Raw genomic sequence first — 24975 nt, 5'->3', positions numbered from 1 at the left:
TCTCAGACGGTGAACGACTCGGCGTGGACGCGGTCCGACGGAACCCCCGCGCGGCGCAGGTCGGCGCGCACGGCATCCATCCACGCCCCCGGACCGCAGAGGTAGACGTCGTACTGGTCGAGGTCGGGGGCGACGTAGCGCAGGAGGTCGACGCCGCTCCACGCGGCGTGGCCGGCCGACAGCCACGGCGAGGCCCCGGGAGCCCGCGGTCCCACCAGGGCGGCGTAGCGCAGACCGCGGTCGCGCTCGAGGCGCCCGATGGCGTCGCGGCGCAAGGCGTCGCCCTCCGCGTGGTCGCGCACGAGCAGCGTCGCCTCACCCGGAGACCACGCGGAACCCTCAGCGAGCGCGACCAGCGGTGCGACGCCGGCGCCCGCGCCGATGAGGAGGAGTTTGCGCCCGGTGCGCTCGTCCGCCGTCATCTCGCCGTAAGGCCCTTCGATGAGGACGCGCGTCCCCGGACGCACGGATGCCAGTCGCGAGGTGCCGTCGCCGACGAGCCGCGCCGCGATCGTCAGCGATCTCCCGTCGGGGGCCGCGGCGAGCGAGAACGGGTGGCCACGGGTCCAGCCGGGACCGTCGAGGAACCGCCACACGAAGAACTGACCCGCGCGCACCGGCATCCGGTGCAGACCCCGCCCGGTCATCGTGACGGCGACACCGCGGTCGCCGTCCCGGTGGACCGTCGAGACGCGGAGCCCGTGCCGCAGCGAGCGGAGCAGAGGCAGACCGACGCGGAAGACGAGCACCGCGGCTGCCGTCGCGCCCCACAGCACCCACCAGTACACCGTGGCGAGGGGGTGGGCGGTGAAGTCGGCACCGGTCCACAGCATGTGCGGCACGGCGAGCCCGACCCCGAGGTAGCCGTACAGGTGCAGGAGGTGCCACGACTCGTAGCGCAGACGCTTCCGCGCCTTCCGGATCGAGGTCGCGACGACCAGGAGCAGGAGACCGGTTCCCGCGGTGGCCAGCAGCATGCCCGGGTAGTCCCACACGAACTCCCACAGCTGCACGATCGGGTTCACCGCCGCGGATTCGGCGTAGCCGAGGGTCTGCAGCACGATGTGCGCCGAGAACAGCGCGAACGACCAGAAGCCGACGAGCCGGTGCATCCGGGTGATCCCGTCACGGCCGAAGCCGCGTTCGAACACCGGCACCCGGGCCATGAGCAGCACCTGGTAGAGCAGCAGGTTCGCCGACACCAGTCCGCAGAGCCGACCGAGGGTGTTGAGCGTTTCGGCATCCATACCGAAAAGGGCTTGGATGCCGCCACCGGCGACCCACAGCGCCACCACCGCGAGGCTCGAGAGCCAGATCAGCGCGGTCGCGGCGAGGGTCCAGCCGAGGCGACCGCGCCGGCGGGCCGTGCGCGCGCGTCGGATCGGCGAAGAGAGGTGGTCCACGCCGAGAGGAACGGTGGTGGTGGCGGTCATGCGCCCAGCGTGGCGGGGGGCCTCCCAGAGTTCACCAAGAAAGCGGCATCCTGGGCCTTCGCATAGGGAATGGACAGCTTGTCAGGATGCGAGCCCCACCAGTTCGGCGCTTCGGTCCCACAGCAGCCGGGCCAGAGCGGGGTCGTCGGCCCGGCGGTGCGTCCGGGCGGGCTTGTTGTTGGCGTAGAAACCCCCCGGCTCCCAGTCGACCCCGGGCTTGCCCAGGGCGAGCCAGGTCAGGCGCGCGCCGCCGACGTCGGTCGAGGTCATGAACCGTTCGGCCAGCGGCCCGCCGTAGAGGAACTTCCACGACCCGCTGCCGGTCGACCCGAAGCTCGAGGCGATCACACCCGGGTGGTAGGCGACCGCGGAAAGTCCCGCGTCGCCGAACCGGCGGTTGAGTTCCTTCGTGAACAGCGCGTTCGCGAGCTTGGCGTTGCCGTAGGCGCGCGACGCGGAGTAGCGGTGCGCGCCCTGCAGGTCGTCGACGTCGAAGCGGGAGAACAGACGCGCCGCGGCGCTGGAGGTCTGGATCACCGACGCCCGAGACTCGATCAGCACCTCGCGCAGGAGGTTCGTCAGCAGGAACGGCGCGAGGTGGTTCACCTGGAACGTGACCTCGTACCCGTCGCCCGTGAGCGTGCGCTCGCCGAAGATCCCGCCGGCGTTGTTGGCGAGGACGTCGATGCGGGGATACTCGGCACGCAGCGTCTCGGCGAGTTCGCGCACCTGCGCGAGGTCGGAGAAGTCCGCGGTGAAGGAGCGCACCCCGAGCGCGTCGGCGACACGACGGGTCTTGTCGGGGTTGCGTCCGACGACCACGACCTCCTCGCCGATCTCGTGCAGCTGCCGAGCGGCGGCCGCTCCGATTCCGTCGCTGGCTCCGGTGATGACGATCGTGCGGGGCATGAATCCTCCTGGGTGTCGGACGCCACGGTAGCGAGTGCGCCTCTGCCGAGTCGGGGGGTTGCCCACGGCATCCGGGAGGCCCGAGAACTCACAGCGCGCTCCCAGCCCCGCGGGACCAAAACCGCAGGGCCGCGCGTTCTCCTCAGTGATGCCCGAACCGGCATCGCAGGCGAAAGGACCACACCGTGACCACGGAGTACCGCAAGACGTCGGAGGCGCTGGGCCGCCTCACCGACCGCCAGTTCGCCGTCACGCAGGACGACGCGACGGAGCCGCCGTTCCGCAACGAGTACTGGGACAACCACGAGCAGGGCATCTACGTCGACGTGGTGTCGGGGCAGCCGCTGTTCTCCTCGACGGACAAGTTCGACAGCGGGTCGGGCTGGCCGAGCTTCACCAAGCCCATCGACGCGACCGCGGTCGTGGAGAAGACCGACCGGACGCTGTGGATGAAGCGCACCGAGGTGCGCTCGAGCGGCGCCGACAGCCATCTCGGCCACGTCTTCGACGACGGCCCGCGCCAGGCCGGCGGGCTGAGATACTGCATGAACTCGGCGGCGCTGCGGTTCGTGCCCGTGGCGGAGCTCGAGAAGCAGGGCTACGGCGACTTCCTGTCCCTGTTCCGCGAGACCCGAGCCTCATGAACCTCTTCCCCTTCCGCAACCGCAAAAGGAGCAACACCATGACCAGCGGACCCACCGATTCCGGCGAGATCACCCGCCGCCCCGGCACCGAGACCGCCGTCCTCGCGGGCGGCTGCTTCTGGGGCGTCGAAGACCTCATCCGTCGCCAGCCCGGCGTGCTCGACACGCGCGTCGGCTACACCGGCGGATCGAACGACCACGCGACCTACCGCAACCACCCCGGTCACGCCGAGGCCGTCGAGATCGTGTTCGACCCCACCAAGACGACGTACCGCGACATCCTGGCGTTCTTCTTCCAGATCCACGACCCGTCGACCCTGAATCGCCAGGGCAACGACATCGGCACGAGCTACCGCTCCGCGATCTTCCCGCTCTCCCCCGAGCAGGAGCGGGTCGCGCGCGACACCATCGCCGACGTCGACGCGTCGGGCATCTGGCCCGCGAAGGTCGTCACCACGATCGAGCCCGAGGCTCCCTTCTGGGAGGCCGAGCCCGAGCACCAGGACTACCTGCTCCGCATCCCCAACGGCTACACGTGCCACTTCGTGCGCCCCGGTTGGGTGCTGCCCAAGCGCGAGGACGCGACCGCGTAAGTCTCGAACAGAGGGCCCGGATGCGATGGCATCCGGGCCCTCTCCCGTTCCCCGCGCGCCGACGGTTGGTACGGTGGCGGCACCATGGACATCCGCGTCGACGCCGCCTCCGCCACACCGCCGTTCGCGCAGGTGCGCGCGCAGATCATCGCGCTGATCGACGGCGGCGAGCTGCCGACCGGGACGCGACTGCCTCCCGTGCGCACCCTCGCGACCGACCTCGGCCTCGCCGCGAACACCGTGGCGCGCGTCTACAAGGAGCTGGAAGAGGCGCGCTTCGTCGAGACCCGCGGCCGCGCCGGAACGTTCGTGTCGGCGGGGACGGATGCCACGCGCGCCCGCGCCGCGGACGCCGCCGCCGCGTTCGCCCGCGCGATGCGGGATCTCGGTATCGCGCCGTCGGATGCGCTCGACCTCGCGCGCGCGGCGTTGGGGAACGAGACGGGGCGCTAACCGACGGGCAGCAGTCCGCGCTCGGCGAAGACCTTCTTGGCGACGAACGTCGCGTTCAGCGCACGAGGAAAGCCGCAGTACACGGACGCGTGCAGCAGAGCCTCCACGATCTGCTCCGGCGTGAGCCCGACGTTCAGAGAAGCGTTGATGTGGACCTCGAGCTGCGGTTCGCAGCCGCCGAGCGCCGTGAGCATACCGAGGGTCACGAGTTGCCGATCGCGCGGCGCGAGTCCCGGCCGGGCATAGATCTCGCCGAACCCCCAAGCGACGACCTGGTGGCCCAATTCGGGCGAAATGTCGGCGAGGGCATCGATGACGTTCGCCCCGGCGGCCCCGTCGATGTCGTCGAGAACCGCCCGGCCGGAGGCGTAACGCTGCTCTCGTTCCATCGTCTCGGTCATGGGTGCTTCCGTTTTGTGGGGGCCGCGAGTTCGGCTTCGTAGGTGGCGATCTTCTCGACCAGGGCTTGCTCGTGAGCGCGGAGTCGTGCGATCTGGTCTCGCAGCCCCGCGTGGTGCGCCTCCAGCAGACGCAGGCGGAGTTCCGTCGTGTCGGGCCCTTCGGCACGGAGCGCCGCGTACTCGCGCATCCGGGCGATCGGCATCCCGGTCTCGCGCAGACGCAGGAGGAACCGCACCCACTCCACGTCGGCGACGGAGTAACGCCGTTGATTGGCGGAACTCCGCGCCACGGGGAGGATCAGTCCGGCGCGTTCGTAGTACCGCAGCGTGTGCGCCGTCACCCCGGTCGCCACGCTCATCTGCGCGACCGTCAGATCCGTCTCGTCCTCTGCCACATCTGCAGGCTAGGAGTTCGAGCGCGCTCGAAGTCAAACCCCGGCTCGGGGTACTCCCTGGTTGCCCACTTCGGCGGTCAACATGCGGACCGCGTGACCGCGTACGCGATCAGGGCGGCACTCGACACCGCCCCCGTCCACGCGGCCGCGACAGCCAGCCGATCTTTCCCGGAACGTCGTGTCAGAAGCCCGATGCTGTTCGCCCCGGCGAGCGTCAGCGACGGAACCAGAGCCAGGGCAGCCGATGCGATCAGTTCGCCCGCGCGGGATGATCCACCGACGAGAGGGAACGCGACGGCGGCGGACATCACGATGGCATAGAGCGCGAGAACGGCCGCCGACGTCGCGACCCCGAGATAGATGGGCCACCGCGAACCAGCGCCACGAAGCAAAGGAAGCCACGGGACCGCACCCACGACGACCACCGCGGCCACGCTCGAGAGGATGAGGAGGACGGCGAGCATCGGGGCGAGACGCCCGCAGCCGTCGACCTGTCGCCAGAACCACAGCCCCGCCCACCACACGATGAACGGTGCGATCACGGACCACACACCTCGTACGACGTCCAGCGCGCCGTCTCGAATGACGCGAAGCTGATCACGGTCGGCGGCTGTCTTGGCCGTCTTCCCCCTCTCCCGCGACCCGCACGGACGGCAGGCGCCAGCGCCGTGACTCACCCCTGACCGGGAGCACCCCAGCGCGAACCCGGGCCCGGGTCGGCGCACGTCGCATCCGCGGCGAGCGCGGCGACCTGGGCACGGATGACGACGGAGCCGTCGTAGATGCGCATGACGTCGAACACGATGCCCTCTTGGCTGTCGGGCGTCGGGAGCTGCCCCACCGCCATTTCGCCCGTGTTCCCGGCCGGGTAGTGCGGCATGAAAGGAACCGTCAGACCGGGAGTCGGGTTCGCGGCCATCCAGTTCACGGTGTCGACGGCGTCGGCATCCGGGATCCGCCAATACCCCGTCAGAGTCGCGACAGGCGTGCACGGCCAGCCCACGTAGGAGTTGAACGCCGGGACGTCTCCCGCCTCCACACGGACGGCCCCCTCGGGCACCGACGCGGAGTCCAGCCACGTGTGAGCGCGTGCAACCGCGCCGGCGTCGGCCGTGGGGGTAGCAACCGTCGCCGGCACCTCTTCCGACGCGGGCGGCGGGCCCTTGCGTGTCGGCGACGGATCGGCGCTCCCCACCGGCGTGGCGCATCCCGCGAGGACACCGACAAGGATCACGCCGGCGATGATGGACAGCCCCCGCCCCCGGGGTCGCATACGCATGCCGCCACCCTAGCGGCGGATAGCGTGAGGACATGGCGCGGATCCTGCTCACGGGCATGTCGGGCGCGGGCAAGTCGACCCTGCTCGCAGAGCTCGCGCGCCGCGGTCACCGCACGATCGAGACCGACCTCGACGGATGGACCGACGGGAACGGTGGACCGTGGGACGAAGATCGCATGACGGTCCTGCTCGACAGCCATCCGGACGTGGTCGTGTGCGGAACGGCGGAGAATCAGGGCCGGTTCCGCGAGCGATTCGATGAGGTCGTGCTCCTGAGTGCTCCCGTCGACGTCCTGATCGAACGCGTTCGCACCCGGACGGACAATCCCTACGGTCGAACGTCCGCGCAGCAGGACGAGATCCGGCGATACGTGCGGGACGTGGAGCCGGCGCTCCGGCGCATGGCGACCGTCGAACTCGACGGCCGCCGGCCGGTCGCCGAGCTCGCCGACGCCGTCGAGGCGCTCATCTGAGCGGCCGCAACCCCCGCTCCCCGGCAACGTGCCCTCCCTACGCTCGAAACGTGAGCGGATACGACGTCGTGGTGATCGGTGCGGGACTCGCGGGGTTGCGATGCGCAACACGGCTGGCCGAGGCGGGACGCGACGTCGTCGTCCTCGAGGCGGAGGACGCCGTCGGCGGGCGCGAGCGTACCGACGTCGTCGACGGGTTCCGCCTCGACCGCGGCTTCCACGTGCTGAACCCCGCGTATCCGGCGGTGCGGCGGTGGGTGGACGTCGGTGCGCTGGCATTGCGCCGGTTCCCGGTGGCCCTCTCGGTGCGGCTCGATGACGGCGTGGCCCGTATCGCCCATCCCCTCCGCCACCCGGCGACGATCCCGGCGTCGCTCGGGAGCGGACTCGTACGCCCCGCCGACCTGCTATCCCTCGCGCGATGGGCGCTTCCCGTCCTCGCGAATCCGCGCGCGGTGAAGCGCGGTCCCGATCGCCGTCTCGCCGAGGCGTGGGACCGGGCCGGGTTGCGCGGACCCCTGCGCGAGAGCGTCCTCGAACCGTTCCTTGCGGGCGTGCTCGCCGACGACGATCAGGAGTCCTCGGACACCTTCGTGCGGCTGCTGGTCCGCAGCTTCGCGCTCGGCACCCCCGGTGTTCCCGCCGCGGGCATCGGCGCTCTCCCCGCGCAGCTGGCCGACACCGCGCGACGGGCGGGAGCCGGCATCCGTCTCGCCCACCGCGTCTCCGCAACCCGGCCGCACGGTCGGGGATGGCGCGTGGAGATCGAGAACGCGGATGCCATCGACGCCCGCGCCGTCGTCCTGGCCACCGGCCTGACCCCCGGTCTGGACGTCCCGCTCCCCCGCCCGCGGGGCCTGCAGACGTGGTGGTTCGCCACCGACGACCGCCACAACGACGACGGCGCACTGCGCGTGGACGGGCTGCGCCGAGGACCGATCGTCCACACCGCGATCGTCACGAACACCGCACCGACCTACGCGCCGCGCGGGCAGCACCTGGTCGAGGCGACCGTCGTGATGCCGACCACCGCGACGGAGGCGGACGTCCGCCGGCACCTCGAGGAGCTGTGGGGCACCGATACCCGGCCCTGGCGGCTGCTGCGGCGCGACGACATCGCGGCGGCGCTCCCCGCGCAGGACCCGCCGCTGCACCTACGGCGCCCGGTCCGCCTGGGAGACGGGCGCTACGTCGCCGGCGACCACCGCGACACCGCGTCGATCCAGGGCGCGCTCGTCTCCGGGCAGCGCGCCGCCGAGGCGGTGCTGAACGACCTCGGGTGACACGCCCCCTTTCGGCATGTCCGAGGTCGGTGTCACAGTGGCCGCATGCGATTCCTTCTCAACGTCATCGACGACCGCAGCTCTTCCGCGACCGACGACGAGGGTGCGGCGATCGACGCGTTCAACGACCGCCTCGTCGCGGAGGGGCGGTGGGTCCTCGCCGCCGGCGTCGCCCACCCCGCCGACTCGACGGTGGTGGACGCGCGGTCCGGGGAGCCGACGGTCACCCCGGGGCCGGTGAACGACACCGCGGAGTGGGTCGCCGGTTTCTGGATCATCGACGCGGCCGATGTCGACACCGCACGCGACCTCGCGATCGAGGGTTCGCGCGCCTGCGGTCGCCGCGTCGAGCTGCGTCCCTTCCTCGGCTGACATGCCGACGTACGCGGAACACATCGACCGTCTCAACGCGCTCGGGCCTCGGCGCTCCGGGAACGACGCCCATCGCACGCTCACCGACGAGGTCGCCGCTGAGCTCGCCGAGCTCGGCTACCGGGTCGAACGCGATACCCGCTCGTTCGAGCGCTGGGATGCCGCGGACGATGCCGTGTCACTCACGGTGGAAGGTGACGCCGTCGAGGTGGCCTCGGCGTGGCCGTACTCCGGTGAGACCGGATCATCCGGCGTCACGGCTCCCCTCATCCTGCTCCCGGGTCGGCGGAAGCGCTGGGCGGCGGCCGCGGGTCGCATCGCCGTCATCGAGGTCGACAACGTCGAGGCTCCGGCATCCCTCATCCTCGATTCGTGGGACGGCCGGTTCCCTTTCGACGCCGTGGCGAATCCCGCCATCTCGTCGGAGCTCGCGGGCACCGACCTCACGGCGGCGCGCGCGGCGGGGGTGGTCGGCGTCGTCGCGGTCTGGCGGGGTCTGGACGACCACGAGGCACGCGGCCAGTACCTGCCCTTCACTCGCCCTCACCAGGGTCTCCCCGCCGTCTGGGTGCCCGAGTCCGAGGGCGACGGTCTCGTCGCCGCCGCGCGCCGGGGTGAGACCGCGACGCTCGTCCTGGATGCCACCCGCCACCCGGGAGCGACGATGGACACCGTCTGGGCGGTGTCGCCGGGCACGGGCCCGCACGCCGACGAGAGCGTCCTCGTCGTCACGCACAGCGACGGCGGCAACGCCGTGGAGGAGAACGGGTTCATCGGTCTCCTCGAGCTCGCCCGCGACGCGGCCGGCACCCCGCACGACCGGACGATCGTGTTCGTCCTCGTGGCCGGGCACCTCCGCATCCCGGCGGTGACGACGCACGGCCAGGCCACGACGGCCTGGCTGCACGCGCATCCCGAGCTGTGGTCGCCCGCGGCGGGCGGGCTGACGGCCGTGGCGGGACTCGTCATCGAACACCTCGGAGCGAAGCACCGCCGCGACGACGACCCCTCGATGGATGCCGGAGGTGACACCGCCGAACCGGAGCTGCTGTACGCCACGACCCGCGAGTTCGACGCGCTCGTCCGCACCGAGTGGCGGAACCCGGCGGTGCGGCCGGTGCGGCCGGGTGCGGTCGTGCACCTCGGCGAGGGCGAACCGCTGTGGGAGAACGGCATCCCCGCCATCGCCCTCGTGACCGGCCCCGTCTCGCTTCTGGCGGAGACAGCGCACGCCGCAGTCGATCTCGATCTCCTCACCCGCCAGATCGACAGCTTCCGCGCCCTCCAGCGCCATCTCGCGGACGCCCCCGACCGCGCGGCCTTCGGCACCGTGCGGCGCCCCGGGCGGCTGCGGAAACTTCTCGCGGTCGCCCGGATCGCCTGGTTTCTTCTGCGCCAGTCGCGGGCGCGGCGGTGAAGTGCGCATGACCGACGAGCACCCGCGCGCGATGTCCCCCGGGATCCTCCAGCAGCAGAGGGAGGAGGACGCGCGTAGCACCGGCGCCATACTCCTCGCCGTCGCCGCAACCGCGGTCGGCCTGTTCGGCGTCGTGATGCTCGGCGCTGCCGTGCTCACGGCAGCCGGCCCCGGCCTGACGGTCATCCACTACTCGGACTCGGATGACTCGGAGCGCGCCATCGGTATCGCGATGGGCATCGCAGGACTCGTGGTCTGGCTCGCCGGGTTCCTGTCGGCGGCGGTCGTCGGCTTCCGCGGCGCACGTCCGTCCCGCGGCCGCCGCATCACCGTGAGCATCGTTCTCGGCATCAGCGGCATCGTCATGCTGGCGGCGCTGATCGTCGTGCTCTCCGCGACGCCCGCGTTGATCGAGCAGGCGCCCGCCTGGAACCGCGCGTGACCGGGGTGCGTCAGCCCCGCGCCGCGAGCGCCTCCAGCGCCGCACCGGTGACGCGCCGCGTCGTCCACTCCTCCATCGCCTCGGCACCCAGGGCACGGTAGAACCCGATCGCGGGCTCGTTCCAGTCGAGCACCGTCCACTCCAGCCGCGGGTACCCCTGCGCGAGGCATTCCGCGGCGAGCGCGGACAGCAGCGCCACTCCGTACCCGTTCGATCGGTACCGCTCGTGCACGTAGAGGTCCTCGAGCCAGATGCCGTGCTTGCCGGTCCAGGTCGAGTAGGTGAGGAACCAGATCGCGATCGCGCGGATCTCGCCGTCTCCCCCGTCGACGACGAACGCGCAGGCGCGCGGGTCGTCACCGAAGAGCGTGGCCGTGAGCATGTCGACCGTGTTGTCGACGGCATCCGGTTCGCGTTCGTAGTCGGCGAGCGCCTGGATGCAGGCGAGGATCCCGGCCTCGTCGCCGGGGCGGGCGGGGCGCAGCACGGCTCCGTCGGTCAGTTCGGTCATGGCTGAGGCTCCCAGCTCTCCAGGGCGACGCGGCGGAAGTTCCCGCCGAGCACCGCCGCGATATCGGCATCGTCCCACCCGCGGTCGCGGAGCGCCGCGCCCAGGCCGACGAAGGTCTCGGGTGGCATCCATTCGACCGGGCCCCACGCGGTGTAGCTCGCGTCGTAGAGCGCGGGGCTCTCGGCCAGGGTGGTCTGGAACGTCTCCCAGTCGAACGAGAAGTCGGTGCTCACCCCCACGTGCCGGATGCCGACGACCTCGACGGCGTACTCGATGTGGCGCAGCATGGCTTCGAGCGTGGGGGTGTTCGGGCCGAGGAAGATGCCGACGCCGGTGATGCCGACGACTCCCCCGGTGTCGGCGGCCGCACGGGCCTGGTCGTCGGTGATGTTGCGGGGGTGGTCCCACACGGCTCGCATGCACGAGTGGCTGAAGACGACGGGCCGCGTGGACACGGCGCACATGTCGAGCGAGGTCCGGGCGCCGACGTGCGAACCGTCCGGAACCATGCCGCGCCGGTTCAGCTCGGCGACGAGGTCGCGGCCCCAGCGCGAGAGCCCCGGGTCGTCGGCATCCAGGCATCCACCCCCGGCCGCGTTCGCGTAGTTGTAGACCGGGCCGAGCGTGCGAACCCCCTGAGCGACGAGCGTCGCGACGGCATCGAGGTCGCCCCCGAGGGGCGCTGCGTCCTCGAGGTCGAAGACGACGGCGGTGTCACCGGCGGCGGCGATCCGATCGACGTCGGCGACGGTCGCGGCGAGCTCCAGGCCGTCGATCGCGGTCACCTGGGCACGGAACGCGCGAAGGATGGATGCCGCGACCTCGGGGCCGTGGGGCGCGTAGCCGGCGTTGAGCGACACGAGTCCGCCGCCCGCCGGACGGTAGCGGTGCAGCTCCGTCAGGTCAGCGTTCTCGACGAGTTCGGCGCACGCGTGCTGATCCCACAGCATGGATCAGGCGCCCGCGCGGGCGGACAGCGCCGGGTCGAGGGCCTCGCGCTCGTCGAACACGAAGCAGTCGCCGTCCCAGTGCGCGTTTCCCTCGGCGGCGAACCAGCCGAGGATGCCGCCGTCGAGCTGGTACGCGTCGAGACCCTGGTCGCGCAGGTAAAGGGCCGCCTTCTCGCACCGGATACCGCCGGTGCAGAAGCTCACCACGGTCTTGCCGTCGAGCTCGTCGCGGTGGGCGCTCGCGGCATCCGGGAACTGGGTGAACCGCTCGATGCGCCAGTCGCGGGCGCCCGAGAACGTGCCGTAGTCGACCTCGAAGGCGTTCCGCGTGTCCACGAGCACGACCTCGCGACCGTCGTCGTCGGCTCCGCGGTCGAGCCAGCGGCGGAGCGTCGCGGGAGTCACCGCGGGCGCGCGACCGTCCTGCGGGCGCACCTCGGGGCGATCCATGCGGATGATCTCGCGCTTGACCTTCACGAGGAGGCGGCCGAAGGGCACGGCATCCGACCAGCTCTCCTTCGTCTCAAGAGCCGGAAAGTCGACGCGCAGCCCGTCGACGAAGCCCCGCACGGCATCCGGCTCACCCGCGAGGAACAGGTTCATGCCCTCCTCCGCGAGCAGGATCGTCCCGCGCAGCCCCGCGTCCCCGGCGCGCTCGCGCAGCACGGGCCGGAGCGCCGCCGGGTCGTCGATCCGAGTGAACAGATACGCCGAGACGTTGAGGACGGATGCCGCGGATGCCATGGCATCCAGGGTACGCAGAGCGCAAGGCACCGCGCGCCGGAGGCCGCGGCCGCTAGCGTGGCACGCGATGACTCTCGCCGCCCCGACCGTCTCGGTCGTCATCCCCGTCCGAGACGACGCCGTGCCCCTCGCCGGGTGCCTCGATGCCCTCGCCGCGCAGACCCGTCCGGCAGACGAGATCGTCGTCGTCGACAATGCCTCGACGGATGACAGCGCCGACGTCGCCCGCGCCGCGGGCGCGCGCGTGGTGTTCTGCGGCGAGCGCGGCATCCCCGCCGCCGCGGCCGCCGGCTACGACGCCGCGACGGGCGACCTGATCCTGCGCCTCGACGCCGACAGCCTCCCCGGCCCGGGCTGGATCGCGTACATGACCGCCGCGCTCTCCGACCCCGACGTGGATGCCGTCACCGCCGGTGCCGTGTTCCACGACGGGCCTCCGCGGGGGCGCCGGCCGATGGCGTGGGCGTTCCTCGGCACGTACGCGGCCTTCGCGTACCCGGCTCTGGGGCACGCGCCGCTGTGGGGGTCGAACATGGCATTCCGGCGTAGGGCGTGGCTCGCGGTGCGCGACGCGGTCCACCTCGACCCCGAGCTGCACGACGATCTCGACCTCGCGTTCCACCTCGGCGAACACCACCGCATTCGCATCGTGCCGGGTCGGTCCGAGATGCGCGTCTCGTCGCGGACGGTCCGCCCGCGACGGTTCGCGAAGAGCTTCTCGCGCGGCATGGGTACGGTCTTCGCGCACTGGCCGCGCGAGATCCCGCCGCTGCGGTGGGCACGGCGACAGAGGCTGGGGCGCTGATGGGCGCGGTGCTGTTCCCGAACGTGGAAGCCCCCGACCTCCACGTCATGAGCTTCAACATCCGCCGTCGCTTCGAACGCCTCACGTGGCCTCCGGAGGACCGCTGGGGTCTCCGCAAAGAGCGGCTCCGCGTGTACCTCGGCGCGAACAAGCCGCACGTGCTCGGATCCCAGGAGGCCCGCCCCGACCAGGCGCGGTGGGTGCAGCAGTCGCTCGGGAGCGCCTACGGCCGCATCGGCCACGGCCGCGGGCGGGACCGCGACGGCGAGGGGACGCCGATCTTCTACGACCGCGACCGGCTCGAACTGCTCGATTGGACGCAGGTGGCTCTGTCCGACACCCCGGCGATCGACGGCTCGGTCGGCTGGGGCAATACGATTCCGCGCGTCGCGGTCATCGCGCGGTTCGTCGATTCGGCCACGGGCGCCCCGTTCGTCTTCGTCAACAGCCACTTCGACGCGTTCTCCCGCCGCGCGCGGCGTCGTTCCGCCCGCTGGCTCGCCGAGCTCGTCGCCGCCGAGGACCTTCCTCTGCTGTTCACGGCCGATGTGAACGCCCCCATCCGCTCGGCCGAGCTCGCGGACATGTTCGCGGACGGCGGTCTCATCGACACGTGGGCGTACGCCCCCGCCCGCCGGACCGTCGAATGGGGGACGTTCAACAACTACCGGAGGCCGCGGGTTGGCGCTCGCCGCATCGACGCGATCCTCGCGACGCCCGACGTCGGCGTCCGCGCGACAGGCATCGACCCGCGCCCGACGGGCACGAGTTGGCCGTCCGACCACCTGCCGGTACAGGCCGTCGTGCGCATCCCGGTGCCGCGGTGATCGCAGCGCTGTACGCCAATCTGAAGCGGCCGCCCCGGACAGCGACGGAGTGGATCGCGGATGCCGTGCGCGCCATCGCGATCGTCGGGGTCTTGGTCGCCGCCTTCGCGCTTCCCGCCACCGACACCGCCGTGCTTTCGATGACGTTGCCGGCGGTGATGCTCTCGCGAATGCTGGGCCTGCGTTCCGGTCTCGATCTCGCCGTCTGCCTGACCGTCATCGTTGCGGCGGGCAGCAACGTGATCGACCTGTACCGCGCTTGGACGGGCTGGGATCTCCTGGTTCACGCGGTGTGCACGGGGGTGCTCGCCGCCGTCGCGCTCGTGGTGCTCGACGACACGCGGGTGATCGTGCCCACCGGCGCCCGCAGGACACCGATCGTCGTCGCGACGACCGCGGGTCTGGCTCTCAGCGCGGTCTGGGAGATGGTGGAGTGGTTCGGCTACCGCTTCATCACCGACAGTATCTTCGTCACGTACGACGACACCATCGGCGACATGGTCGCCGGCGGGCTCGGAGCGCTGGTCGCCGGGGTGCTGGCATCCCGATTCCGCCTGACCCGGCGGGACCGCGCCACGGTGTGAACGCGATCCCGCCGGCGTCGGATCAGACGCGTCCCGCGACGTCCCGACCGACGAGGTCGCCGTCGGGGTTGGGCTCGCTGAGCTGCTCACCGGGGGCCGTCGAGTCCTCGAGCGGCGGGAGGCCGGCCTCGACGCGCGCGCCGATCTCGGCATCCACGTTCTTCCAGTACTGCACGGCCCGGCCGCGCACCTCGGCACGGGTGACGCCACCGACGTGCCCGGTGATCGTCTCCACGAGTCGGTCGCGGGCCTCCGCCGACATCACCTCGCGCACGAGTGTCCCCGCCTGGCCGAAGTCGTCGTCCTCGGGGTGCAGGGTCGCCGCCGACCGGACGAGCTCGCCGTCGCTCTGCCAGCCGCCGTCGCCCGCGCGTCGCGGATCGGCCGTCGGGCCCCCGGCCGAGTTCGGGGCGTACACGGGCACCTCGGGCGGGTTGTACTCGTAGCGCATCGCGCCCTCCTTCGAGTACGAGTGCACCTCGGTGTGGGGACGGTTGACCGGCAGCTGCTGGTAGTTCGTGCCGACGCGGTAGCGGTGCGCATCGGCGTAGCTGAAGATGCGCGCCTGCAGCATCTTGTCGGGGCTGCCGTCGATACCGGGCACGAAGTTCGACGGCTCGAAGGCCGCCTGCTCGATCTCCGCGAAGTAGTTGCCCGGGTTGCGGTTCAGCTCCATCGTGCCGACCTCGATCTCGGGGTAGTCGCTGTGCGGCCACACCTTCGTCAGGTCGAACGGGTTGAAGCGGTAGGTCTTGGCATCCTCGTACGGCATGATCTGCACCTTGAGGGTCCACGTCGGGAACTCGGCGCGCTCGATCGCGGCGTAGAGGTCGCGGATGTGGAAGTCGGCGTCCTGACCTGCGATCTGGTCGGCTTCGTCCTGCGTCAGGGTCTTGTGGCCCTGGTCGGTGTGGAAGTGGTACTTCACCCAGAACCGTTCGCCCGCGGCATTGATCCACTGGTAGGTGTGCGACCCGTACCCGTTCATGTGCCGCCACGAGGCCGGGATGCCACGGTCACCCATGAGCCAGGTGACCTGGTGCGCGCTCTCGGGCGACAGAGTCCAGAAGTCCCACTGCATCGTGTTGTCGCGCAGGTGGCTGCCCGGCAGGCGCTTCTGCGACCGGATGAAGTCGGGGAACTTGATCCCGTCCTTCACGAAGAAGACCGGGGTGTTGTTGCCGACGAGGTCGTAGTTGCCCTCGGTCGTGTAGAACTTCAGCGAGAACCCGCGCGGGTCGCGCCAGGTGTCCGGGCTCCCCTGCTCGCCGGCGACGGAGGAGAAGCGCGCGAGCATCTCGGTCTCGACACCGGGCTGGAACAGCGCCGCGCGGGTGTACGCCGAGACGTCGCCCGTGGTGCGGAAGGTGCCGAAGGCCCCGCCGCCCTTCGCGTGCACCACGCGCTCTGGCACGCGCTCGCGATTGAACTGCGCGAGCTTCTCGATCAGATAGTGGTCGGTCAGGGCGATGGAGCCGTCGGCCCCGACGCTCTGGGAATGCTCGTCGCTGGCGACGGGAGATCCGTTGTTGGCGGTGGTGGGCTCGGACATGGCGCTCCTCACGTGGAAATCCGGGGACGTCTTCGACGCTACGCACGGCGCCCCGGCCGGACGAGGCATTGCACAACTCGTCACGAGCGCGTACGGTCCCGCGGCTGTCAATCCCCGGCTCCACGACCCCGCCGCTGGCGACCATGGCGGGACCGAACGGAAGGAAACGCACATGTCGAAGGATCTGTCCAAGGGCGACCGGGTCAGCTGGGACACCCCGCAGGGGCGCACCCAGGGTGAGGTCGTAGAGAAGAAGACGAAGGACTTCCAGCACGACGGTCAGAAGTTCACGGCATCCGAGGACGAGCCGGCCTACATCGTGAAGTCGGAGAAGACCGACGCCACCGCCGCGCACAAGGGCTCGGCGCTGAACAAGCTCAAGGGCTGACCCGGCCCGGGCTCCGGAGAATTCGGCGGGTAGGCGGGCTCAGTCGCGTGGCGACTGCCCCGATCGCCCGCTGATCCGGAGCCCGGCACCGACGCCCGCGGTCAGCCCGCGGCGTCGCGCCGCTGGCGCATCTGCGCGAGCGCGAGAGAGAGCCGGTGGTTGCCGGCGAGGACGTCCTCGTGCCGTTCGAGGAACCCCCAGTACGCGTCGGTGAAGACCGAGTCCTTGGCGGCCTGGGCCGACGGCCACCACGCCCCCATCCTCTGCAGGTACGCCCCGCCCGAGACGTAGGGCTTCGTGGCGACGAAGCCGCCGTCGGCGAATTGGCTCATGCCCATGACGTTGGGCACCATCACCCAGTCGTACGCGTCGACGAAGAGGGCCAGGAACCAGCGGTTGACCTCGCGCGGCGCGTACCCCTGCAGCAGGAACCAGTTGCCCAGCACCATCAGCCGCTCGATGTGGTGCGCGTAGCCCCACCGGTGCACGCGTTCCAGGACGGTCCGCACCGGCACCGGCAGGTCGGACGGCATCCGTTCCCCCGAGTACCAGTACTTCTGCACGCGCTTCTCGAGGTGCAGCGCGTTCACGCGCTCGAGCTCCGGGTGCGCGCGGTACATCCCGCGCATGTACTCCCGCCAGCCGATTACCTGCCGGACGAACCCCTCGACGGATGCCAGCGGCGCATCGGTCCGCGTGACGGCGGCGATCACGTCGTCGACGGTGAGCAACCCGATGTTCAGCAGCGGGGAGACGACCGCATGGAAGAGGAAGGGCTCGTCGGCCTTCATGGCGTCCTCGTACCGACCGAAGTCGTGCAGGCGTTCGGCGACGAAGACCTCGAGCCAGGCGTGCGACTCCTCGGGGGTGACGGGGAGCCAGAACTCCGTGGCTGCGCCGGGATGGTCGGGGAAGCGTTCGTCGACCTCGGCGATGACCGCGGCGGTGATGTCGTCGTGCGCGGGCGTCGGCAACGGCGGGATCTCGACGCCCTTCTTCGGCAGGGGCTTGCGGTTGTCCGCGTCGAAGTTCCAGCGGCGCCCGGCGGGTTTCCCGCCGTCCATCAGGATGCCGGTGCGCCGACGCTGCCAGTGGTAGAAATCCTCCATCAACGGCGTGGGGTGCTCCGCGAACCACCCGTCCACCTCCTCCTCGGGGGTGAGGAACAGGCCGTCCGGGAGGATGTCGGGCTCGACGCCGTGGGCCGCGCAGATCGCCGAGATCCGCTCGTCGACCGGCCGGTTGGGGTCGCTCATCCACTTGAGCTCGGTGACGCGGTGCTCCGTCAAGAGACGGTCGAGGCCCGCGCGGAACGTGAGGTCGTCGGACAGCGCGATGCGTCGGACCGTCCGTCCCTCGGCCTCGAGCCGCGCCGCCGTGTGCCGCATCGCCGAGAGCAGCAGCACGATCTTGTGCCGGTGGTAGGGCAGCTTCGCGAATCGCGGAGCGGACTCGATGAAGAAGAACTCGTCCACGTCGTCGTCGGCGAAGGCCGGATGCTCCGCGAACTGCTGCGTCGCGAGGATCAGCGCGGCCCTCACGCGCGTCTCCGTTGCTTGGCGGCGCTGGCGCGGCACCCGCGCGAGCAGTAAAGGACCTCGTCCCACTGGTCGCGCCCGCTCCAGCGCTTGCGATCGGAGAAGGGTCTGCCGCAATAGGCGCAGGGCTTGGTGCGCAGCGGGGCTCGTGCCATGGCGTCATGGTGCCAGCGCGACACACGTCGGATCGGGGGCTTGCGCCCTGCACAGGGAAGGCTCTCGCGCAAGGGTCGTGCGCGCAGCGCAGCCCGTTGATCGAGTGGATGCCATGGACACGACACCGCAGAGCACCCCCGACACCGCCGACCAGCCGGACGAGCTGGAGACAGCGGACCTGCCCGAGATCCCCGCCGGAACCGACGACGACGACGCCCCCGTCGACAACCCGTCCGGGGGCTGACGCCGCGCCTGTCCGCCCGGTCAGGCGGGCAGGTCGAACTTCTCGTTCTCGCCGCGCGGTCGCTCGCCGGTGACCTTGGATGCCACCAGGGCCACCGCGGTGGCGATGCGACCGCCGGCGCTCCCCCAGTACTCGCCGCTCAGCGCGGAGACTTTCAGCAGAGTGACGCCCGGTGACTCGGGACCGTCGGGGAACCAGGCTTCGACGGTGGTGGACCACAGATCCTTCAGCTTCGCGAGGTCGTCGATCACCTCCGCTTCGCCCGCGAGCGACAGCCACAGGCCGTCGGAACTGAACGACAGGCCGACCTTCGGGTCGCGTCGGACGTGCTCCACCGCCGAGGCGTGCGTGCCGACGATGAACCACAGGTCACCGTCGGACTCCGACTCCTGCACCGTGAGCGGGTGGGCGTGGAGATCACCCTCCTCCGCCCGCGTGGTGACCATCGCGAAGCGGAACTTCGGGAGCAGTTCGTTGAGCTTGTCCAGCTCGGAAACGGTGTCGGACACGGTGTCCTCCTTCTCGTGGGGAGGGGTTCAGCCCACTCGCTCGGACCACCGCCCGCCACCGGTTGACGCCGTGTCGAGAGTCTGATCTCGCCGGGTCTGTGCGCGCCGATCCTTCCGTGGTACCGTTGAGTATTCGTTCTGGGACCTGCTTCATCGACGTCCGCCTCATCGCTGAGATGCCGGGCGCACGGCACCGAGCCGTCATCGATGCGATTCCCTCCTCATCTCCGCGCGGCCCACTCGGGTGCGACCATCCGGTCTCCCGTAGGCCGCGGAAAGTCCGCGTGTCTGCTTTTCTCCCCCTGCCCCTGTCGTGGCGCCAGGCCGATCTCGACGTGTTCGTCGCGACGGTCGATTCGGCGTACGCCGGTTTCGTCGGCGCCGTCCCCCTGGGCTTCGAAGCCCAGGGACCCCTCGGTGAAGACCTCGGCATCCACGACTCCGTCGACGCGGCCCGCGCCGCCGTCGACGCCCAACACGTTCGCACGACCCTCCCGGTCGCGCGGCGTCCCCGTCCGCTCCGCATGCGTCGGAGCGGCGCACCCGGCCGTAATCGCGGCCCGAAAAGAAAAAGGAAGAACACGATGGCCACTGGCACCGTGAAATGGTTCAACTCCGAGAAGGGCTACGGGTTCATCGCACCCGACGACGGCTCGGCCGACCTGTTCGCGCACTTCAGCGCGATCCAGGGCAATGGCTTCAAGGAGCTGCAGGAAGCACAGAAGGTCGAATTCGACGCCGAGCAGGGCCCCAAGGGCATGCAGGCGGCGAACATTCGCCCCCTCTGAGCTGACGCTCCTCAGCGAAGGCCGGGAGGGCCGCTTCGGCGGCTTCCCGGCCTTCGCCGCGTCTGCGCCCGGGTTTCTCCCGGTGCAGGAGGGGTGTCGGGTAGATGACCGGTTCCGGTGAGTATGCCGAGGATGCACTCGTATTCCGGTGAGCCCATACACCCCGCCGTAGTGTGGGCCGCAGCCCGGGTAGCCGCCCCGGCTCCCGACCACGGTCACCACTCCCGAGGAGCTTCTTCATCGCCTCCACCATCGTCGAGTCCCGTCTCGGCCCCGTTCGTCAGACCTATTCCGGCACCACTGAATTCCCCCCGATCGCGAAGGCCTACACAGAGCTGTCCCAGGTCGTCCGCGAAAGCGGGCTCCTCGCCCGCACCCCCGTCTTCTACGCCCTCGTCGGCACCGCCGTCGTCCTCGGATTCGGTGGAGCGATCACCGGGTTCGTGCTCCTCGGCGACAGCTGGTTCCAGTTGCTCATCGCCGCAGCGCTCGGCATCCTGTTCACCCAGGTCGCCTTCCTCGCCCACGAAGCCAACCACCGGCAGATCCTCGCGTCCGGCCGGGCGAACGACCGCCTGGCGCTGTGGATCGGCAACGGCGTCGTCGGGATGAGCCAGTCGTGGTGGGCCACGAAGCACACGCGGCACCACGCGAACCCCAACCGCGTCGGCAAGGACCCCGACATCGAGATCGACACCATCTCCTTCCTCGACGAGGATGCCGCCAAGGCCCGCGGCGTCCAGCGGTGGATCACGCAGCGGCAGGGCTGGCTGTTCTTCCCCCTCCTCACGCTCGAGGGCCTGAACCTCCACGTGCTGGCCATCCGCCACCTGCTCTCGCGCGGCGAGGTCAAGGGCCGCTGGACCGAGCTCGGGCTCATCGCTCTGCGCTTCGCGGTGTTCGTGGCCCCCGTCTTCATCTTCCTGCCCCTTGGGATGGCGTTCGCCTTCCTGGGTGTGCAGCTCGCGGTGTTCGGCGTGTACATGGGCGCATCCTTCGCCCCGAACCACAAGGGCATGGCCGTCATCGCCCCGGGCGCGAAGCTCGACTTCTTCAGCAAGCAGGTGCGCACCTCCCGCAACATCTCCGGCGGCTGGTGGGCCACGTGGCTCATGGGCGGCCTGAACTACCAGATCGAGCACCACCTGTTCCCGAACATGCCGCGGCCGTACCTGAGCCGTGCGCGCGAGATCGTGCGCGAGCACTGCGAGACGCTGCAGGTCCCCTACGTCGAGACGACGCTGTTCCAGTCGTACGGCATTGTCATCGCGTACCTCAACCGCGTCGGGCTCGCCGCCCGCGATCCGTTCGAGTGCCCGATGACGTCGGCCGCACGGCGCATCTGACCCGCAGTCAGTCCCGCTCCACCTCGACGACGTCGAGCGAGCGGACCCCGCCGTCAGCCAGAGCGAGCATCATCATGGTGCACGCCGGCTGGCGGCGGCGGTCTGTCGGCGACCCGGGATTGACCAACCGCATCCCGGCGGGCGTGACGGTGTCCCACGGGATGTGGCTGTGACCGAACACCACGAGATCCACGGAGGGGAACGCGGCATCCATCCGCCTCTCCCGCCCCGCGGCCGGACCGGTCTCGTGGACCACCGCCATTCGGACCCCATCGACCTCCGTCCGGGCCACTTCGGGCAGTCGCGCCCGGAGGTCGGCGCCGTCGTTGTTCCCCCACACACCCACGACGGGGGCGAGGGACTCGAGCTCGTCGAGCACTGTGGCGGTCACCCAATCGCCGGCGTGCACGACGAGGTCGACCTCGGATGCCGCTCGGCGCACGGCCTCCGGAAGGCTGCGCGCCCGCTTCGGGACGTGCGTGTCCGCGAGGAGGAGCAGTCGCGTCGTCATCGGGCTCACGCTACCCGCGGTGCTGCGAGGATGGGAACGTGACTTCTCGCCGCCCCGCCCTGTTCGCCCTGATCCTCGACATCGTGCTCGTCGTCGTGTTCGCCGCGATCGGCCGGGCCACCCACGACGGCGACGTGCTGGGTCCCGCGGGCGCAGGCCTGGCGACCACCGCGTGGCCGTTCGTCGTCGGCCTGCTCCTCGGGTGGGTCGTGAGCCTCGGCTGGCGACGCCCGCTCGCACCGCTGCGGACCGGCCTGCCGGTGTGGGGTGTGACGCTGGCGGCCGGGATACTGCTGCGCGCGGTGAGCGGCCAGGGCGTGGCCGTGGCGTTCGTCATCGTCGCCGCGATCACCCTGGCGCTGTTCCTGGTCGGCTGGCGCACGGTCGCCGCGATCGCGGCCCGCGCGCGGGTCAGTCGGTCAGCGTGACGTCGACCTGGATCTCGGCGGCGAGGTTCTGAAGGTCCTCCACCAGTTCGTCGACCCCGCCCCCGCCGGCCAGCGTCGCGGTCAGCGAGGCCTCGAACAGCCGACCGCCCGCCATCGCGGCATCCGTGGTCTGAGTGGACATCCGGTCGATGCTGGCCCCGCGGGCGCTCAGCGCCCCCGTGATCTCCCGCACGATGCCCGGGCGGTCGTTGCCCATCACCGTCAACGCGACGGTGCGCGCCGCCGTGGCGGGGACCGGAGCCGGACCGTGCACCGTGACCCGGAGGGTGCCCGCCGCCGCCTCGAGCGCCGCGCGCAGATCGTCGGAGCGCTCGGCGGCCACCGAGACCTCGACGATCCCGGCGAAGGCACCCGCGAGTTCCGCCAGCTCGCTGGTCTCCCAGTTGCCGCCGTGCGCGTCGACGATGTCGGCGAGGGATGCCACGAGCCCGGCGCGGTCGTCGCCCACCACGGTGATCACGAGAGTCGTCATGCCCGACAGCGTAGCCACCGACCCGCTGGTAGCGTGAGGGCTCGACCGAGGAGAGGGGGCACGGGATGATCGCGTCGTTCCTGACCGCCCTGAACCTTCTGCTCGTCGCCGCAGAGGTCGCGCTCACCCCCGACGGAGGCGCCTCCCCCGCGCCGCTGCTGGCCCTGGCGCTGGCGGCCGCCGTCGTGCTGACCGTCGCCGTCGCCGTCCTCGTGTTCCGTCTCCTGGCGGATGCCCCGCCGGCACGGCCGACACGCCCCATCGATCCCTCCGCTCCGCTCGCGCAGAGTGATCCCGACGCCGCCGGCCACCCGCGCCCGCGAGCTCCCGGACGCGCGGCCCCGGCCGCGTAGACCGCCCGGCGCCCTCAACGGCGCCGCCTCGGCATCCCTCCGTGGCCGATCGCTCCCTGATCGCTCCCACGAACGGATACTTCTTTGGACCTCTTCGCTCTGCCGCCGCTCGCGGCCCTGCTCGACCTGACCACTCGGGGCCTGCTGGCCCTCACCGCCCTCCTCTCCCCCGCCGCCGGAGCAGCAGCCGCCGCGCTGGCGGTCGTCCTCGTCACCCTCGTCGTCCGCGCCGCACTCATCCCCGTGGGGGTGTCGCAGGCCCGCGCCGAACGCGACCGCGCGCGACTGGCTCCGCGCCTGCGCTCGCTCCGCGAGAGATGGGGGAAGAACCCCGAACGCCTGCAGCGGGAGACGATGCAGCTCTATCGCGACGCGGGCGTATCGCCGTTCGCGGGCTGCCTGCCGGTGCTCGCCCAGGCGCCGGTCGTCGGACTGCTGTACGCCGTGTTCCTGCACCCCACGGTCGCGGGGCACGCGAACGGCCTGCTCACCGAACATCTCGCGGGCGTTCCGCTCGGGTCGAGTCTGCTGACCGCGCTCACCGGCGGATCGGCGGATGCCCTGACTTTCGCCCTGTTCGGGCTCATCGTCGCGGTCATCGCCGGAGCGGGTGAACTGACACGACGGTTCCTGCGACCGCCGTACGACCCGGCCACGCCGAGGTCGGTGGTCGTGATGACCGCGGTGCTGCCCTTCAGCACCGCGCTCGTGGCGATCTTCGTGCCGCTCGCCGCGGCCCTCTACCTCGCCGTCACCACCGTCTGGACCTTCGGCCAGCGGTGGATCCTGCGGCGGTTCTACCCGATCGACGACGGGCCGACGGCATCCCACCGTCGAGCGTGAACGAGGTTCACCGCGGCCATGGCGAGCACGAGGAGCGCCGCACCCGCGGGGATCAGCATCGCCGACTCGACCGAGGCGCGCTCGGCGACGGCGCCGGTGACCGCGGACGACAGCGCCTGCGCGAGCGTGAGCGCCGAGGCGAGCAGCGTCATCGTGGTCGCGGTGCGCCCCGCCGGCGCGCGGTGCCCGGCGAGGCTGAACAACGTCACGAGCGAGGGTCCGACGCCGATGCCCATGAGGCACAGCACGACCGTGACCGTCAGCACCGAACCGCCCACCGAGTACGCGCCCGCCGAGGCGAAGAGGAGGATCGCGAACGCCACGAGCCGCCACCGCAACGAGAAGCGGGCGGGCAGCACCGCCACCGCCAGGGCGAGCACCGCGGAGCCGACGCCCATCACGCCGTACAGCAGAGCCCCGGCCTCGGGCGCCCCTCGGGCCTCCATGAACGCCGTCAGCGACGTCAGCGTCGAACCGAAGAACGCGCCGACGCCGAAGACCGCGGCGACGAGCATGAGCATCCGCGGCCGGAGCAACTCGCGGGCGGGAGCCATCGTGCCGCGCTCGGACGCGACGGGGACCACGCGACCGGTGGGGTGCAGCGCGAACGCGGTCACGAAGACGAAGCTCAGCGCGGCGGCCGCGACGATCGGCGCCCACGGCGCCACGACCGCGGCGAGCACGCCCACGACGAACGGTCCGATCACGAACGCCGTCTCGTCGGCCGCCGACTCGTACGCCATCGCGCGTGAGAAGGTGCGCTCGCGCCGGTCGGCCTCGATCCGCGCGCCGATGAGCGCCATGACGCGGCTGCGTGACATCGCCGCGGTCTGCGGGCCGGTGAGACCGATCGCGACGGCGCTCGCGAGCACGAGGGAGTCGGCGGCGGGAGACCCCACGACCACGGGGAAGAGCGCGAGCAGGATGCCGTTGGCGAGCCCCGTCGGCACCAGCACCCGCGACTGACCGAACCGGTCGGCGAGATCGCCGAGCACGGGCCCGGCGATGACGACGCCGATGCCGACCGCCGCGGAGGTGAGCCCGCCGAGCGCGACCGACCCGCGCACCGAGACGACCAGCGCCAGGACACCGACCGTCATCATCGCGAACGGCAGACGCGCGATGAAGGCGACGGGGAAGTACCAGAAACCCGTGTGGTGGATCAGGGGGCGCTGCGCAGTGAACGGGACGGGGTGGTGCATGGGGATCTCCGGGGCGTGGGGCGGTGCCGCCTTGCCGGTCCGGTAGGTAGATGCACGAGGTGCGGCGGGCGAACCCGCGCCCCCATTCTACAGAGCCCGCGCGCGCGAC

Annotated in this window: 33 protein-coding genes; 17 read left to right on the top strand and 16 right to left on the bottom strand. The window is 71.1% G+C overall.

The annotated features are described in order from the left end of the window. Positions 1-2: 2 nt before the first annotated feature. Positions 3-1433, bottom strand: coding sequence for a ferredoxin reductase family protein (locus CSIV_RS03040; protein WP_077049953.1), 1431 nt, complete (start codon positions 1431-1433; stop codon positions 3-5). Positions 1434-1514: 81 nt separating this feature from the next. Next, positions 1515-2342: an SDR family NAD(P)-dependent oxidoreductase gene (locus CSIV_RS03035; protein WP_077049952.1), complete on the bottom strand. Its 828-nt coding sequence runs from the start codon at positions 2340-2342 to the stop codon at positions 1515-1517. 185 nt (positions 2343-2527) lie between these two features. Here CSIV_RS03035 and msrB point away from each other — a divergent pair, with 185 nt between their 5' ends. From msrB to CSIV_RS03020, 3 genes are all read left to right on the top strand, one after another. Further along, a complete protein-coding gene (gene msrB / locus CSIV_RS03030) occupies positions 2528-2986 on the top strand; it encodes a peptide-methionine (R)-S-oxide reductase MsrB (RefSeq protein ID WP_077049951.1) in 459 nt (152 codons plus the stop codon). 38 nt (positions 2987-3024) lie between these two features. Continuing rightward, entirely contained in the window at positions 3025-3579 is a 555-nt protein-coding gene (msrA, locus tag CSIV_RS03025; protein ID WP_077049950.1) for a peptide-methionine (S)-S-oxide reductase MsrA, read from the top strand. Between the two features lie 84 nt (positions 3580-3663). Further along, complete coding sequence (locus tag CSIV_RS03020) at positions 3664-4032, top strand: GntR family transcriptional regulator (protein WP_077049949.1); 369 nt, start codon at positions 3664-3666, stop codon at positions 4030-4032. Here the strand turns inward: CSIV_RS03020 and CSIV_RS03015 are convergent. From CSIV_RS03015 to CSIV_RS03000, 4 genes are all read right to left on the bottom strand, one after another. Further along, on the bottom strand, positions 4029-4433 hold the full coding sequence (locus CSIV_RS03015; protein WP_077049948.1) for a carboxymuconolactone decarboxylase family protein: 405 nt from the start codon (positions 4431-4433) through the stop codon (positions 4029-4031). The two genes, CSIV_RS03020 and CSIV_RS03015, sit on opposite strands and share 4 nt — an antisense overlap. Then, entirely contained in the window at positions 4430-4828 is a 399-nt protein-coding gene (locus tag CSIV_RS03010; RefSeq protein WP_077049947.1) for a MerR family transcriptional regulator, read from the bottom strand. Before CSIV_RS03010 ends, CSIV_RS03015 begins: the two co-directional genes overlap by 4 nt. A 77-nt stretch (positions 4829-4905) precedes the next feature. After that, positions 4906-5370, bottom strand: coding sequence for a hypothetical protein (locus CSIV_RS03005; protein ID WP_139340588.1), 465 nt, complete (start codon positions 5368-5370; stop codon positions 4906-4908). 131 nt (positions 5371-5501) lie between these two features. Continuing rightward, positions 5502-6107, bottom strand: coding sequence for a hypothetical protein (locus tag CSIV_RS03000; protein WP_139340587.1), 606 nt, complete (start codon positions 6105-6107; stop codon positions 5502-5504). 32 nt (positions 6108-6139) lie between these two features. Between CSIV_RS03000 and CSIV_RS02995 the strand changes: the two genes are divergently transcribed. The 4 genes from CSIV_RS02995 to CSIV_RS02975 all read left to right on the top strand — a co-directional run bounded on the left by CSIV_RS02995 (position 6140) and on the right by CSIV_RS02975 (position 10094). Next, positions 6140-6580, top strand: coding sequence for an AAA family ATPase (locus CSIV_RS02995; protein ID WP_077049944.1), 441 nt, complete (start codon positions 6140-6142; stop codon positions 6578-6580). 50 nt (positions 6581-6630) lie between these two features. Beyond that, positions 6631-7863, top strand: a complete 1233-nt coding sequence (locus CSIV_RS02990; protein ID WP_077049943.1) for an NAD(P)/FAD-dependent oxidoreductase — start codon at positions 6631-6633, stop codon at positions 7861-7863. A 45-nt stretch (positions 7864-7908) separates the two neighbouring features. Further along, positions 7909-8235: a YciI family protein gene (locus CSIV_RS02985; protein ID WP_077049942.1), complete on the top strand. Its 327-nt coding sequence runs from the start codon at positions 7909-7911 to the stop codon at positions 8233-8235. A gap of 1241 nt (positions 8236-9476) precedes the next feature. After that, the gene (locus tag CSIV_RS02975) at positions 9477-10094 is read left to right on the top strand and encodes a DUF6264 family protein (RefSeq protein WP_337192141.1); all 618 of its coding nucleotides are present in this window, start codon (positions 9477-9479) and stop codon (positions 10092-10094) included. 10 nt (positions 10095-10104) lie between these two features. On the opposite strand, the gene CSIV_RS02970 is transcribed toward CSIV_RS02975, so the two are convergent. The 3 genes from CSIV_RS02970 to CSIV_RS02960 are packed head-to-tail and all read right to left on the bottom strand — an operon-like array spanning position 10105 to position 12299. Beyond that, positions 10105-10605, bottom strand: coding sequence for a GNAT family N-acetyltransferase (locus tag CSIV_RS02970; RefSeq protein WP_175627542.1), 501 nt, complete (start codon positions 10603-10605; stop codon positions 10105-10107). Beyond that, on the bottom strand, positions 10602-11555 hold the full coding sequence (locus CSIV_RS02965; RefSeq protein WP_077049940.1) for a dipeptidase: 954 nt from the start codon (positions 11553-11555) through the stop codon (positions 10602-10604). The genes CSIV_RS02970 and CSIV_RS02965 overlap by 4 nt, the downstream gene beginning before the upstream one ends. A 3-nt stretch (positions 11556-11558) precedes the next feature. Then, on the bottom strand, positions 11559-12299 hold the full coding sequence (locus CSIV_RS02960; RefSeq protein WP_077049939.1) for a sulfurtransferase: 741 nt from the start codon (positions 12297-12299) through the stop codon (positions 11559-11561). Positions 12300-12366: 67 nt separating this feature from the next. Here CSIV_RS02960 and CSIV_RS02955 point away from each other — a divergent pair, with 67 nt between their 5' ends. Genes CSIV_RS02955 through CSIV_RS02945 form a run of 3 tightly spaced genes read left to right on the top strand, consistent with a single transcriptional unit; the run spans position 12367 to position 14515 of the window. Further along, positions 12367-13104, top strand: coding sequence for a glycosyltransferase family 2 protein (locus tag CSIV_RS02955; RefSeq protein ID WP_077049938.1), 738 nt, complete (start codon positions 12367-12369; stop codon positions 13102-13104). Then, on the top strand, positions 13104-13931 hold the full coding sequence (locus CSIV_RS02950) for an endonuclease/exonuclease/phosphatase family protein (protein ID WP_077049937.1): 828 nt from the start codon (positions 13104-13106) through the stop codon (positions 13929-13931). Before CSIV_RS02955 ends, CSIV_RS02950 begins: the two co-directional genes overlap by 1 nt. Further along, positions 13928-14515, top strand: coding sequence for a hypothetical protein (locus CSIV_RS02945; protein ID WP_077049936.1), 588 nt, complete (start codon positions 13928-13930; stop codon positions 14513-14515). Before CSIV_RS02950 ends, CSIV_RS02945 begins: the two co-directional genes overlap by 4 nt. 22 nt (positions 14516-14537) lie before the next feature. Here CSIV_RS02945 and CSIV_RS02940 read toward each other — a convergent pair whose 3' ends face one another. Continuing rightward, on the bottom strand, positions 14538-16067 hold the full coding sequence (locus CSIV_RS02940) for a catalase (protein WP_077049935.1): 1530 nt from the start codon (positions 16065-16067) through the stop codon (positions 14538-14540). A gap of 172 nt (positions 16068-16239) precedes the next feature. Here CSIV_RS02940 and CSIV_RS02935 point away from each other — a divergent pair, with 172 nt between their 5' ends. Further along, positions 16240-16455, top strand: coding sequence for a DUF2945 domain-containing protein (locus tag CSIV_RS02935; RefSeq protein ID WP_063257024.1), 216 nt, complete (start codon positions 16240-16242; stop codon positions 16453-16455). A gap of 101 nt (positions 16456-16556) precedes the next feature. Here the strand turns inward: CSIV_RS02935 and CSIV_RS18220 are convergent, their stop codons facing one another. Next, on the bottom strand, positions 16557-17996 hold the full coding sequence (locus CSIV_RS18220; RefSeq protein ID WP_077049934.1) for a cryptochrome/photolyase family protein: 1440 nt from the start codon (positions 17994-17996) through the stop codon (positions 16557-16559). Beyond that, the gene (locus CSIV_RS18780; protein WP_077050117.1) at positions 17993-18148 is read right to left on the bottom strand and encodes a DUF2256 domain-containing protein; all 156 of its coding nucleotides are present in this window, start codon (positions 18146-18148) and stop codon (positions 17993-17995) included. Before CSIV_RS18780 ends, CSIV_RS18220 begins: the two co-directional genes overlap by 4 nt. 113 nt (positions 18149-18261) lie before the next feature. On the opposite strand from CSIV_RS18780, the gene CSIV_RS18705 reads away from it, so the two are divergent. Next, on the top strand, positions 18262-18393 hold the full coding sequence (locus CSIV_RS18705; RefSeq protein ID WP_272918306.1) for a hypothetical protein: 132 nt from the start codon (positions 18262-18264) through the stop codon (positions 18391-18393). 20 nt (positions 18394-18413) lie between these two features. On the opposite strand, the gene CSIV_RS02920 is transcribed toward CSIV_RS18705, so the two are convergent. Further along, complete coding sequence (locus tag CSIV_RS02920) at positions 18414-18902, bottom strand: pyridoxamine 5'-phosphate oxidase family protein (protein ID WP_077049933.1); 489 nt, start codon at positions 18900-18902, stop codon at positions 18414-18416. Between the two features lie 584 nt (positions 18903-19486). On the opposite strand from CSIV_RS02920, the gene CSIV_RS02915 reads away from it, so the two are divergent. Further along, positions 19487-19690: a cold-shock protein gene (locus CSIV_RS02915; RefSeq protein ID WP_026095524.1), complete on the top strand. Its 204-nt coding sequence runs from the start codon at positions 19487-19489 to the stop codon at positions 19688-19690. A gap of 239 nt (positions 19691-19929) precedes the next feature. Next, positions 19930-21036 (top strand): fatty acid desaturase family protein, encoded by a 1107-nt coding sequence (locus CSIV_RS02910; protein ID WP_077050116.1) that lies wholly within the window; start codon positions 19930-19932, stop codon positions 21034-21036. A 7-nt stretch (positions 21037-21043) separates the two neighbouring features. Here CSIV_RS02910 and CSIV_RS02905 read toward each other — a convergent pair whose 3' ends face one another. Beyond that, positions 21044-21547, bottom strand: a complete 504-nt coding sequence (locus CSIV_RS02905) for a metallophosphoesterase family protein (RefSeq protein WP_077049932.1) — start codon at positions 21545-21547, stop codon at positions 21044-21046. Positions 21548-21585: 38 nt separating this feature from the next. Here CSIV_RS02905 and CSIV_RS02900 point away from each other — a divergent pair, with 38 nt between their 5' ends. Further along, on the top strand, positions 21586-21975 hold the full coding sequence (locus CSIV_RS02900) for a DUF3054 domain-containing protein (protein ID WP_077049931.1): 390 nt from the start codon (positions 21586-21588) through the stop codon (positions 21973-21975). Here CSIV_RS02900 and CSIV_RS02895 read toward each other — a convergent pair. Next, positions 21959-22468: a glycine cleavage system protein R gene (locus CSIV_RS02895; RefSeq protein WP_077049930.1), complete on the bottom strand. Its 510-nt coding sequence runs from the start codon at positions 22466-22468 to the stop codon at positions 21959-21961. The two genes, CSIV_RS02900 and CSIV_RS02895, sit on opposite strands and share 17 nt — an antisense overlap. Positions 22469-22533: 65 nt before the next feature. On the opposite strand from CSIV_RS02895, the gene CSIV_RS02890 reads away from it, so the two are divergent. Together CSIV_RS02890 and CSIV_RS02885 are read left to right on the top strand one after the other, a co-directional pair. After that, a complete protein-coding gene (locus CSIV_RS02890) occupies positions 22534-22821 on the top strand; it encodes a DUF6412 domain-containing protein (RefSeq protein ID WP_077049929.1) in 288 nt (95 codons plus the stop codon). A gap of 84 nt (positions 22822-22905) precedes the next feature. Next, positions 22906-23664 (top strand): YidC/Oxa1 family membrane protein insertase, encoded by a 759-nt coding sequence (locus CSIV_RS02885; protein ID WP_077049928.1) that lies wholly within the window; start codon positions 22906-22908, stop codon positions 23662-23664. On the opposite strand, the gene CSIV_RS02880 is transcribed toward CSIV_RS02885, so the two are convergent. After that, positions 23619-24866 (bottom strand): MFS transporter, encoded by a 1248-nt coding sequence (locus CSIV_RS02880; protein ID WP_077049927.1) that lies wholly within the window; start codon positions 24864-24866, stop codon positions 23619-23621. The genes CSIV_RS02885 and CSIV_RS02880 overlap by 46 nt on opposite strands. Between the last annotated feature and the right edge of the window lie 109 nt (positions 24867-24975).

This window comes from Microbacterium sp. CSI-V, from assembly GCF_001984105.1.
Taxonomy (GTDB): Bacteria; Actinomycetota; Actinomycetes; order Actinomycetales; family Microbacteriaceae; genus Microbacterium.
This window is presented reverse-complemented; position numbering and strand designations above follow the sequence as displayed.